The following is an 11083-nucleotide window of genomic DNA, read 5'->3' on the forward strand; positions in this document are numbered from 1 at the left end:
CTCTCGTTGACCTAGGGCCTTTCGTTTGGATCAGGCCGGGCTCGCGAGCCCTGGCACCATGCCTCGCCACGTTGTCATCAGTCGCCGACTCCCCCACAGCCTCAAGGGCGTGGGAGGTGCCCCCTCCGCGTCGGCTCCCTCCTCCGCCTTGCGATCCACGGCACCAGCCCCCGCTCCCTGATCCGGCCTGATCCAAACGAAAGGCCCTGGGCGCGGCGTTCGGCGATGAGCGCCGGCGTCATGGCGGCGTAGAGGCGGTGAGTTTGGATCGCCTTCAGGAAGGCCCTGACCTCGGTGCACGCGTGACCGCGAGCCCTTCCGGGCCCCCGCCCGACATGGGGGACGCCGACGACGAGGCCGCGGGGCGCCGCCACACTGCTTTCATTGGATACCCCTTAGGGGTACCTTGACGTCCGCCGGCAATGCCTCTGTCACCGTCAAGGAGACTCGCTGATGGACATCCGAACACGAGCTGTGCATGTGGTGAACGAGCCTATGGAGCATGTGAGTTGGCCGCTGAGTGTGCCCATTGTCCAGTCGTCGGCCTTCGCCTTCGAGTCCGCCGACGCGCTCGCGGACGCCATGGCCGGGCCGGACGGGAGCTATGTCTACACCAGGCGCGGCAACCCCACTGTTCGAGCCCTGGAACGCACCCTCGCCGGGCTGGAGGGCGGCGCTTCCGCGATCGCCTTCGCCTCCGGGATGGGGGCCATCAGCGGGGTGCTGCTCGCCCTGCTGAAGCCCGGCGATCACGTGCTGGCCCAACGCTGCCTGTACGGCGGCACGTTCGCCGTTCTCGCCGATCTGGCCGAGCGGTTCGGGATCGAGGTCGAGTATCTGCGGGGCGACGATGTGGGGGAGTTCGCGGCGCTCGTGCGGCCCACCACCCGTCTGCTGCTTCTGGAGACCATCGCCAATCCCACCGGACATGTGCCGGACCTCCCGAACCTCCTCGTGGCGGCGGGGCGGCGCGGCGTGGTGAGCGTGGTGGACAACTCCCTGGCCTCGCCCGTGCTCTGCCGGCCGATCGAGCACGGCGCGGACATCGTCGTGCACTCCACCACCAAGTACCTGGCCGGGCATTCGGACGTGCTCGGGGGCGCCGCCGTCTTCGCGGACTCCGGCCTCCGGGACCGGGTCTGGCCGCGCACCGTCGAACTCGGCGCCAGCGCCGACCCGTTCGCGGCGTGGCTGACGCTGCGCGGACTGCCGACGCTGCCGCTGCGGATGCGGCAGCACTGTGCCAACGCCGAAGTGCTCGCCAACCGCCTCGCGGACCATCCCGCCGTGACCGCCGTGCGCTGGCCGTGGCTCACCTGGCATCCCACTCACGATCTGGCCCGGAAGCTGCTGGCCGGCGGCGGTGGACTGCTGTCCTTCGAACTCGACGGGGGCCGGACGGCGGGGCGGGCCTTCATCGAGAAGGTGCGTCTGGCCCGGCTCGCGCTCTCCCTGGGCGGCGTGGAGACCCTCGTCGCACACCCTGCTTCCACCTCCCACCGGGAGTTGGGCGAGGAGGCCCTGGCCGCGGCCGGGATCGGCGCGGGCACGGTGCGGATGTCCGTGGGCATCGAGCACGCCGACGACCTGTGGGACGACATCGAGCAGTCGCTGGCGGCAATCTGACTTCCTCCTAGATTTGGATTGACAAAATAAACGATCGATTCATAGATTGGTTGGAGATAGGAAAGCTGACTCTTCGGCTCAAGGGGGGCGCCACATGCGCTACTTCGAGGACTTCCGCACTGGGGACATCCATGAACTGGGCTCTGTCGTCGTCACCGAGGAGGAGGTGCTGGAGTTCGCCAGGCGCTACGACCCGCAGCCGTTCCACATCGACCCGGAGCTGGCCGAGCGCTCCGCCTTCGGCGGTCTGATCGCCAGCGGCTTCCACACCGCTTCGCTCTTCATGCGGCGCTACGTCGACGGACTGCTCACCTACAGCGCCTGCGCCGGCTCGCCCGGCATCGATGAAGTCCGCTACCACCGGCCCGTACGGCCCGGCGACACACTCACCGCCCGGATCCAGATCCTCGGCTCGCGCCCCTCGCTCATGAGCCCCACCACCGGCATCGTTCAGCCACGCTGCGAGCTGGTGGCACCCGACGGGACGGTCGTGTTCAGCATGATCCTGCACAGCATCTTCAGGCGGCGCCCCGCCGATTCCTCCGCCCGAACCCCCGTGTCGATGTCCGCGGCGGAGGACCCGGTCGCCTGCGGCAGGAAGCGCTGAACACGGCCGTCCGCTCTACTCCGACCAAGTGAAGGGGGCCTTCCGTGGAGGCCGTATCCCGCACCGCCCAGTGGACCGCCGCAGCGCGTGCCCTGGAGACCGAGCGCGACGACCGGCTGTTCGCCGATCCGTACGCGCGCACCGTCGCCGACACCATCGGCTTCGACCTGCTCGAACGCTACGCGGGCGCCGGCACCGTGCCCTTCCTCGCGATCCGCACCACCTATCTGGACCGCGCGGTCGTGCGCGCCGTGGCCGAGGGCGGAATCCGTCAGGTCGTCCTCCTCGCGGCCGGCATGGACACCCGTTTCTACCGGCTGCCCTGGCCGGACGGCGTCACCGTGTACGAACTCGACCGTCCCGCACTGCTGGAGGCGAAGGCGGCCATGCTCGCCGACGAGCCGGCGCCGGCGGGACGCGAGCGGCGCACCGTCGCCGTCGACCTCACGCAGGAGTGGACCGGGCGGCTCAAGGAGGCCGGCTGGCGCGCCGAGGAGCCCACCCTGTGGGTCGTCGAAGGGCTGCTGTTCTTCCTGCCCGAGGAGGCCGTACGCGCCCTGCTCGCCAACCTGTCCGGGCACAGCGCCCCCGGCTCGGTGCTGCTCGGTGATGTCATCAGCCGTGCGGCGCTGCTCAATCCGCTGTCCCGCCCCTTCATGACGGCGCTCGCGGAGGACGGCAACCCCTGGCTCTTCGGCACCGAGACCCCCGAGCGGCTCCTCACCGAGTGCGGCTGGGCCGTGCGCGAAGTCAGGCAACCGGGCGAGGACGGCGCGGACTTCGGCCGCTGGCCGTATCCCGTACCGGCACGCGAAGTTCGTGGCGTACCCCGCTCGTTCCTGTTCACCTGCTACCTGCCGACCGGCGAGGAGAACGCCGCATGAGCGCGACCGGAACCACCGCCACCGGCACCACTGCCACCGCCACCGGAACCACCGCCACCACCGACTTCCACCAGCGTGTCATCGGCGACGCCGCCGCGGCCGTACGCGGCCTGACCGTCGCCCTCGGCGAGCGCCTCGGCCTCTACCGGAGCCTCGCCGAGCACGGCCCGCTCACCCCCGCCCGGCTCGCCGAACTGACCGGGATCACCGAGCGGTACGCGGAGGAGTGGCTGCACGCCCAGCTCAGCGCGGAGTACGTCGAGCGACACCCGTCCTCCGGGACGTACACCCTTCCCCCCGAGCACGCGCCGGTGCTGGCCGACCCCCGCGCGGTGACATACGCCGCCGGATTCTTCACCGCCCTCAAGGCGCTGTACGCCACCGAGGACCTGCTCGTCGACGCCTACCGCACCGGTGACGGCGTCGGCTGGGCCGAGCACGACGCCGCGCTCGACACCGGCATGGGCAGCTTCTTCGAGCCCGCCTACCAGCACCTGCTGCTGCCCGACTGGCTGCCCGCGCTCCACGGGGTGACGGAGAAGCTCGCCACCGGCGGGCGGGTCGCGGACGTCGGCTGCGGGGTCGGCCACACCACCCTGCTGCTCGCGCGGGCGTACCCCCACACCACGGTGTACGGCTTCGACTACTCCGAGGACGCCATCTCCATCGCCCGCCAACTCGCCGACGACGCCGGGCTGTCCGATCGCGTGGTCTTCGAGACGGCGCCCGCCGACGACTACCCCGGCGGCGGCTACGACCTGGTCACCTTCTTCAACTGCCTGCACGACATGGGCGATCCGGTGGCCGCGGCGGAGCACGTCCACAAGTCCCTGGATCCGGACGGCACCTGGATGCTCGTCGAGTCGAACGTCTCCCCCTCCGACATCGACACCGGCACCCCCGCCGCGCGCATGTTCATGGCACTCTCCGCCGTGATGTGCCTGCCTGTCGCCGTCGCCCAGCGCGGACCGCACGCCCTCGGCAACCACTCCGGCGAGTCCGCCTTCCGCGCCATCGCGCGCGAGGCCGGATTCACCCGCTGGCGCAGGGCCACCGAGACGGCGGTCAACGCCGTGTACGAGGTGCGGCCCTGACAGTGCGCGACCGCCGAAGGCCAACGACCGACGAATGAGGAGCGACAGACCATGGCCGCCACAGCCCTGCCCGTCACCGACCGCTTCATGGAAGTCCTGGAGCGGCTGAGTGAGAAGTCGATCGAGGACTACTACAACCCCTACCAGCAGTTCGAGTGGCCGGACGAACTCCACCAGGATCGCCTCTGGATGACCCCCGAACTGCTCACCCCGTACGGCACCCCCCTCTTCGACCAGCTCGACGAGCCCACGCTGCACCGGCTCTCCAAGTGGGAGTCGATCAACTTCTACAGCCTCAACGTGCACGGCATCCGCGAGCTGCTGATCGAGGTGGTCGGCCGTATCCACACGCCGGGCTTCGAGATCCCCTCGGACTTCTTCCACCACTTCATCGGTGAAGAGAACGAACACATGTGGTTCTTCGCCGAGTTCTGCCGCCGCTACGGCGGCAAGATCTACGGATCCGCCGCCATGCGGTCCGCGGACTCCGTCTGGGAACCCGAGGTCGAGAACTTCCTCGTCTTCGCCCGGGTGCTGTTCTTCGAGGAACTGGTCGACCACTACAACAGCCGCATGGCGCGCGACACAACGCTCTGCGACACCATCCGCGGCGTCAACCGCATCCACCACCAGGACGAGTCCCGCCACATCGCCTTCGGCCGCGAACTCGTCTCGCTGCTGTACACCCGGATGTGCGAAGTCGTCGGCCCGGAGCAGCTCGCCGAGGTGGAGGCGTACCTCAAGCGCTACGTCGTCTTCAGCGTCAACTCCCTCTACAACCCGCACGTCTACCGCGACGCCGGCATCGCCGACCCGCTCGCCTTCCGTTCCGCCCTCATCGCCGACGAACGCCGGCGCGCACACGAGCGCAAGGCCATCCGCAAACCCCTCGCCTTCTTCCTGAAGACCGGGATCTTCGCCGACGACACGCTGCCGACAGTCTGAACCGAGAGGTGACACCACCATGACCCGTACCGCTCTGACCGCGGCGCGCGGCTCGACCGGAACGTCGGGATCAGCGGGATCGCCCGGATCATCCGGCGAGAGGCACGGCCTGCCCTCACTCGGCCCCGAGGGAACGGCCCTGTTGCGCCTCCTCGACGACACCTTCGAGAGCTGGGGCCGCGCCGCCGGGGCGCGAGCGATGACCATGCCGCCCCTGCTTCCCGCCGCCGACCTCGCCCGCCTCGACTACTACGAGAACTTCCCGCACCAGGCCGTCCTCGCCGCCCCGCTCGACCTCGGACGCCGCGACCAGCAGTCCTTCTGTGCCGAGTCCGGCTGCTTCCCCTGCGGCGCGCTCCAGCCCGCCGCACTCGGCCTGCCGTCCGCCTCCTGTTACGGGGTGTACCTCGACCACCAGGGCCGGCGGCTCACCGAGGACACTCTGGTGACCGTGGTCGGCTGGTGCTTCCGCCAGGAGGAGCGGTACGAAGGCCTGCGCCGCCAACTCGCCTTCCGTATGCGGGAGATCGTTGCCATCGGCAACCAGGCGCACGCCGAGGACCACCTCTGTACGTTCACCGACCGCATCACCGCCTTCGCCGAGGCGCTCGACCTGCCGCTGCGCAAGGAGGCCGCCACCGACCCGTTCTTCGACAAGGACGGCTCCAAGGCGCTGCTGCAACGCCTCTCGCCGGTCAAGTACGAGTTCCTCTACGAGGACCTGGCGATCGCCTCCGTCAACACCCACCGGAACTTCTTCGGCGACCGCTGCGCCATCAGCCTCGCCGAGACCGGCGGACCCGCCTTCACCAGCTGTGTCGCCTTCGGTCTGGAGCGCTGGCTCTCCGCGCTCACTCTGCGGCACGGCGACTGGGCGACCGCCACCGAAGCGGTACGGTCCGCCGCGGCACGACTCGCCCGGGTCGGGCCGGTGACCTGACGTGCCGGTCCGCCCCACCGCCGCTTCGGGCGGCCTGGGCTGGGCAAATCTCGGTATGGACATCGTGTCCGTCATCCGGGTACGGCGGCTGCTGGACGCCCACGGCGAGAGATTCTTCTCCCGGATGCTGACCCCCGGCGAACTGGCCGACTGCTCCACGTCCACAGGACTCGACGTCCTGAGCCTCTGCGGACGCATCGCGGCCAAGGAGGCGGCCTTCAAGACCCTCCGGGTCCGCAACCGCGTCCTGCCATGGCTGGACATCGTGATGCGGCGCGCGGACGGCGGCTGGCCCGTCGTCCAGCTCCGCCGCGCGGCGGCCGAGATGGCCGCCGAGTCCGGCATCACCCAGATCACCGTGAGCATCAGTCACGACGTCGACTACGCGGTGGCCGTCGCCGCCCCGATCATGGGCGATCCGTTCGGCCCCGAGCCCCGGCCCCGGCCCGAGCCCCAGTCCCAGTCCCAGCCCGGTCCACCATCCCGCACGGCCACCACCACGGCACTCACCGCCCTCATGACAAGGAGCCCCGCCATGAACGAAGGACTTCAGCAGGTCAAGGACTGGATCCTCAAGCGCCACCCGGACCGCGAGGACATCGCCCCCACCCTCGACCTGATCGAGAACCGCCTCATCGACTCCCTCTCCTTCGTCGAGTTCGTCTTCCTCCTGGAGGAGCAGAGCGGACGCTCGATCGAGATGGAGACCCTGAAGGTCGATGCCGTTCGGACCCTCGCCGCGATAGAGAGCAACTTCTTCTGTGCGACGGAGGTGAAGTGAGATGGGCGGCCGACGGCTCTTCACCTCCGAATCCGTCACCGAGGGACACCCCGACAAGATCGCGGACCGGATCAGTGACACGATCCTCGACGCTCTGCTCGACCAGGACCCCACGGCCCGGGTCGCGGTCGAGACGCTGATCACCACCGGTCAGGTGCACATAGCGGGGGAAGTGACGACCGCCGCGTACGTACCCGTCGCCGCGCTCGTACGCGACGCGATACTCGACATCGGTTACGACTCGTCGGCCAAGGGCTTCGACGGAGCGTCCTGCGGTGTCTCCCTCTCCATCGGCGCCCAGTCGCCCGACATCGCCCAAGGGGTCGACACCTCCGGCAAGGAGGGCGACGAGCTCGACCGGCAGGGCGCCGGCGACCAGGGACTGATGTTCGGCTACGCCTGCGACGACACCCCAGAGCTGATGCCGCTGCCGATCCACCTGGCCCACCGGCTCGCGCGCCGGCTGACCGACGTACGCAAGGACGGCACCCTGCCGTACCTCCGTCCGGACGGTAAGACACAGGTCACCATCGAGTACGACGGGGACCGGCCGGTGCGGCTCGACACCGTCGTGGTCTCCACCCAGCACGCCGCCGACATCAGCCTGGACGGACTGCTGGCGCCCGACATCCGCGCGGACGTGGTCGAGCCGGTGCTCAAGGCACTGGCCGAACAGGGCGTCAACCTGGAGAGTGACGGCTACCGGCTGCTCGTCAACCCGACCGGCCGCTTCGAGATCGGCGGCCCGATGGGCGACGCCGGACTGACCGGCCGCAAGATCATCATCGATACGTACGGCGGGATGGCCCGGCACGGCGGCGGCGCCTTCTCCGGCAAGGACCCCTCCAAGGTGGACCGTTCGGCCGCCTACGCCATGCGCTGGGTCGCGAAGAACGTCGTCGCGGCGGGGCTCTCCCGGCGCTGCGAGGTGCAGGTCGCCTACGCGATCGGCAAGGCCCGGCCGGTGGGCCTGTTCGTGGAGACGTACGGCACCGAGACCGTGCCGGTCGGCCGCATCCAGTCCGCGATCGGCGAGGTCTTCGACCTGCGGCCGGCCGCGGTCATCCGCGATCTCGACCTGCTGCGTCCGATCTACGCCCGGACCGCCGCGTACGGCCACTTCGGCCGCGAACTCCCCGACTTCACCTGGGAGCGCACCGACCGCGCCGACGCGCTGCGCCAGGCCGTGGGGGACTGAGATGCGGATCGCTGTCACGGGCTCCATCGCCACCGACCATCTGATGACCTTCCCCGGAAGGTTCACCGACCAGTTGCTGGCCGACCGGCTGGACCGGGTCTCCCTGTCGTTCCTCGCGGACCGGCTGGAGATCCGCCGCGGGGGAGTGGCGGCGAACGTCTGTTTCGGCCTCGGGCTGCTCGGGCTGCGGCCCGTCCTCGTCGGCGCGGCGGGCGGCGACTTCGAGCCGTACCGCCTGTGGCTGAAGCGGCACGGAGTCGACACCGACTCCGTACGGATCAGCGACGAGCTGCACACGGCGAGATTCGTCGGCACCACCGACCGGGCTCAGAACCAGATCGCCACCTTCTACCCCGGTGCCATGGCAGCGGCACGCGAGATCGACCTCGCCGCGGTGATCAGGCGGGTCGGACGACTGGGCCTGGTCATGATCTCCCCGGACGATCCCGAGGCGATGATCCGGCACACCCGCGTCTGCGTACGACTCCGCGTCCCCTTCGCCGCCGACCCCTCGCAACAGCTGGCACGGCTGGCCAAGGCGGAGGTTCTCGAGCTGGTGAACGGTGCGCGGTGGCTCTTCACCAACGAGTACGAGGCGGCTCTGCTCCGTGAGCGGTCCGGGCTCACGGAGTCCGAGGTACTGGGGCGTGTCGGCTGCTGGGTCACCACACACGGCGCCGACGGGAGCCGGATTCTGCGCCACGGTCACAAGCCGGTCCATGTGCCGGCGATCGAGGTTCCCGGCGTGGTGGATCCCACCGGCGTGGGTGACGGATTCCGCGCGGGCTTCCTGGCCGGTATGGCCTGGGGACTGCCGGAGGAACGCGCGGCGCAGTTCGGCAGCGCGATCGCGGCGACGGTGCTCGACTACGTGGGCAGCCAGGAGTACCGGCTGTACCGGGAGCCGTTGATCGACCGGATCAGGAGGCCGTACGGCATGGAGTGCGTCGCCCAACTGGTGCCGCACATAAGGGAGCTGGCGGCATGAGAGGGCTGCGTGAGGCGCTCGCCACCCGTGTGGTGGTGGCCGACGGGGCGATGGGCACGATGCTCCAGGCGCAGGATCCGACGATGGAGGACTTCCAGGACCTGGAAGGCTGCAACGAGATCCTGAATGTGACCCGCCCGGACATCGTGCGTTCGGTCCATGAGGCGTACCTCGCGGTCGGTGTCGACTGTGTGGAGACCAACACCTTCGGCGCCAACCACGCCGCCCTCGGTGAGTACGACATCGCCGAGCGGGTCTACGAACTCTCCGAGGCGGGGGCGCGCATCGCGCGTGAGGTGGCCGACGAGTTCACCGCCTCCACCGGGCAGCAGCGTTGGGTGCTGGGCTCGATGGGACCGGGCACCAAACTGCCGACCCTGGGCCACGCCCCGTACCTCCAGCTGCGCGACGGCTTCCAGCGCAACGCCGAGGGACTGATCGCCGGCGGCGCCGACCTGCTGATCGTGGAGACGACGCAGGACCTGCTCCAGACGAAGGCGGCGGTGCTCGGCGCACGGCGCGCGATGGAGGCGCTGGGGAGCGACCTTCCCCTGGTCTGCTCGCTGGCCTTCGAGACGACGGGCACGATGCTGCTGGGGTCGGAGATCGGCGCGGCGCTGACGGCGCTGGAGCCGCTCGGCATCGACATGATCGGTCTGAACTGCTCGACGGGCCCGGCGGAGATGACTGAGCACCTGCGCTATCTGGCGCGCCACTCCCGGATCCCGCTGCTGTGCATGCCGAACGCCGGACTGCCGGTGCTCACCAAGGACGGGGCGCACTTCCCGCTCGACGCCGAGGGGCTGGCGGACGCGCAGGAGCAGTTCGTGGACCAGTACGGGCTGTCGTTGGTGGGTGGGTGCTGCGGTACGACTCCGGAGCATCTGCGTCAGGTGGTGGACCGGGTACGAGGTGTGGCCCTCACCGAGCGGGTGCCGGAGCCGGAGCCGGGGGCGGCGTCGTTGTACCAGACGGTGCCGTTCCGGCAGGACACGTCGTACCTGGCGATCGGCGAGCGGACGAACGCCAACGGGTCGAAGAAGTTCCGCGAGGCCATGCTCGAAGGCCGCTGGGACGACTGCGTCGAGATGGCGCGCGGCCAGATCCGCGAGGGCGCCCATCTGCTGGACCTGTGCGTCGACTATGTCGGCCGGGACGGTGTCGCGGACATGGCCGAACTGGCCGGCCGGTTCGCGACCGCCTCCACGCTGCCGATCGTGCTGGACTCCACCGAACTGCCCGTGCTGCGGGCCGGGTTGGAGAAGTTGGGCGGGCGCGCGGTCATCAACTCCGTCAACTACGAGGACGGTGACGGGCCCGAGTCACGGTTCACGAAGGTCACCGGGCTGGCGGTGGAGCACGGTGCGGCGCTGATCGCGCTCACGATCGACGAGGAGGGCCAGGCCCGTACCCCCGAGCACAAGGTCGCGATCGCCGAGCGGCTGATCGCCGATCTGACCGGCGACTGGGGTGTGCACGAGTCGGACATCCTCATCGACACGCTGACGTTCACGATCTGCACGGGTCAGGAGGAGTCGCGCAAGGACGGTATCGCGACCATCGAGGCGATCCGTGAGCTGAAGAAGCGTCACCCCGGGGTGCAGACCACCCTGGGCCTGTCCAACATCTCCTTCGGGCTCAATCCGGCCGCGCGCACCGTCCTCAACTCGGTGTTCCTGGACGAGTGTGTGAAGGCCGGGCTCGACTCGGCGATCGTGCACGCGTCGAAGATCCTGCCGATCGCCCGGCTGGAGGAGGAGCAGGTCGCGGTCGCTCTCGACTTGATCTACGACCGGCGCGAAGAAGGCTACGACCCGCTCCAGCGGCTGATGGAGCTGTTCGAGGGCGTCAACATGAAGTCGATGAAGGACGGCCGGGCGGAGGAGCTGCTGGCGCTGCCGCTGGGTGAGCGCCTGGAGCGGCGGATCATCGACGGCGAGAAGAACGGCCTGGAGGCCGACCTCGACCAGGCCCTCCAGGACACCCCGGCCCTCGACATCGTCAACAACACGCTGCTCGA

Annotated in this window: 10 protein-coding genes; all 10 read left to right on the top strand. The window is 69.5% G+C overall.

From position 1 onward, the window contains the following. Window positions 1-453 precede the first annotated feature (453 nt). The gene (locus tag ACIRQP_RS34050) at window positions 454-1626 is read left to right on the top strand and encodes a trans-sulfuration enzyme family protein (RefSeq protein ID WP_403897219.1); all 1173 of its coding nucleotides are present in this window, start codon (window positions 454-456) and stop codon (window positions 1624-1626) included. A gap of 94 nt (window positions 1627-1720) precedes the next feature. Next, the gene (locus ACIRQP_RS34055; RefSeq protein ID WP_403897221.1) at window positions 1721-2233 is read left to right on the top strand and encodes a MaoC/PaaZ C-terminal domain-containing protein; all 513 of its coding nucleotides are present in this window, start codon (window positions 1721-1723) and stop codon (window positions 2231-2233) included. Window positions 2234-2277: 44 nt separating this feature from the next. Further along, the gene (locus tag ACIRQP_RS34060) at window positions 2278-3117 is read left to right on the top strand and encodes a class I SAM-dependent methyltransferase (RefSeq protein ID WP_403897224.1); all 840 of its coding nucleotides are present in this window, start codon (window positions 2278-2280) and stop codon (window positions 3115-3117) included. After that, a complete protein-coding gene (locus ACIRQP_RS34065; protein WP_403897226.1) occupies window positions 3114-4211 on the top strand; it encodes a class I SAM-dependent methyltransferase in 1098 nt (365 codons plus the stop codon). Before ACIRQP_RS34060 ends, ACIRQP_RS34065 begins: the two co-directional genes overlap by 4 nt. A 51-nt stretch (window positions 4212-4262) precedes the next feature. Continuing rightward, the gene (locus ACIRQP_RS34070) at window positions 4263-5156 is read left to right on the top strand and encodes a diiron oxygenase (RefSeq protein WP_403897229.1); all 894 of its coding nucleotides are present in this window, start codon (window positions 4263-4265) and stop codon (window positions 5154-5156) included. A gap of 19 nt (window positions 5157-5175) precedes the next feature. After that, window positions 5176-6096: a hypothetical protein gene (locus ACIRQP_RS34075; protein ID WP_403897231.1), complete on the top strand. Its 921-nt coding sequence runs from the start codon at window positions 5176-5178 to the stop codon at window positions 6094-6096. Between the two features lie 55 nt (window positions 6097-6151). Continuing rightward, window positions 6152-6877: a 4'-phosphopantetheinyl transferase superfamily protein gene (locus tag ACIRQP_RS34080; protein WP_403897234.1), complete on the top strand. Its 726-nt coding sequence runs from the start codon at window positions 6152-6154 to the stop codon at window positions 6875-6877. Window position 6878: 1 nt separating this feature from the next. Then, window positions 6879-8075: a methionine adenosyltransferase gene (metK, locus tag ACIRQP_RS34085; RefSeq protein ID WP_403897238.1), complete on the top strand. Its 1197-nt coding sequence runs from the start codon at window positions 6879-6881 to the stop codon at window positions 8073-8075. A gap of 1 nt (window position 8076) precedes the next feature. Next, a complete protein-coding gene (locus tag ACIRQP_RS34090; RefSeq protein WP_403897241.1) occupies window positions 8077-9063 on the top strand; it encodes a carbohydrate kinase family protein in 987 nt (328 codons plus the stop codon). Then, on the top strand, window positions 9060-11083 hold a 2024-nt coding region (locus tag ACIRQP_RS34095), incomplete at its 3' end, for a homocysteine S-methyltransferase family protein (RefSeq protein WP_403897244.1). The genes ACIRQP_RS34090 and ACIRQP_RS34095, both read left to right, overlap by 4 nt.

This window comes from Streptomyces sp. NPDC102274, assembly GCF_044766385.1.
Taxonomy (GTDB): domain Bacteria; phylum Actinomycetota; class Actinomycetes; order Streptomycetales; family Streptomycetaceae; genus Streptomyces.

Excerpts from the sequence above, each read along its gene's own strand:
- ACIRQP_RS34050 (WP_403897219.1), top strand. The coding sequence starts at position 454 with ATGGACATCCGAACACGAGCTGTGCATGTGGTGAACGAGCCTATGGAG.
- ACIRQP_RS34055 (WP_403897221.1), top strand. The coding sequence starts at position 1,721 with ATGCGCTACTTCGAGGACTTCCGCACTGGGGACATCCATGAACTGGGC.
- ACIRQP_RS34065 (WP_403897226.1), top strand. The coding sequence starts at position 3,114 with ATGAGCGCGACCGGAACCACCGCCACCGGCACCACTGCCACCGCCACC.
- ACIRQP_RS34070 (WP_403897229.1), top strand. The coding sequence starts at position 4,263 with ATGGCCGCCACAGCCCTGCCCGTCACCGACCGCTTCATGGAAGTCCTG.
- ACIRQP_RS34075 (WP_403897231.1), top strand. The coding sequence starts at position 5,176 with ATGACCCGTACCGCTCTGACCGCGGCGCGCGGCTCGACCGGAACGTCG.
- ACIRQP_RS34080 (WP_403897234.1), top strand. The coding sequence starts at position 6,152 with ATGGACATCGTGTCCGTCATCCGGGTACGGCGGCTGCTGGACGCCCAC.
- metK (WP_403897238.1), top strand. The coding sequence starts at position 6,879 with ATGGGCGGCCGACGGCTCTTCACCTCCGAATCCGTCACCGAGGGACAC.
- ACIRQP_RS34090 (WP_403897241.1), top strand. The coding sequence starts at position 8,077 with ATGCGGATCGCTGTCACGGGCTCCATCGCCACCGACCATCTGATGACC.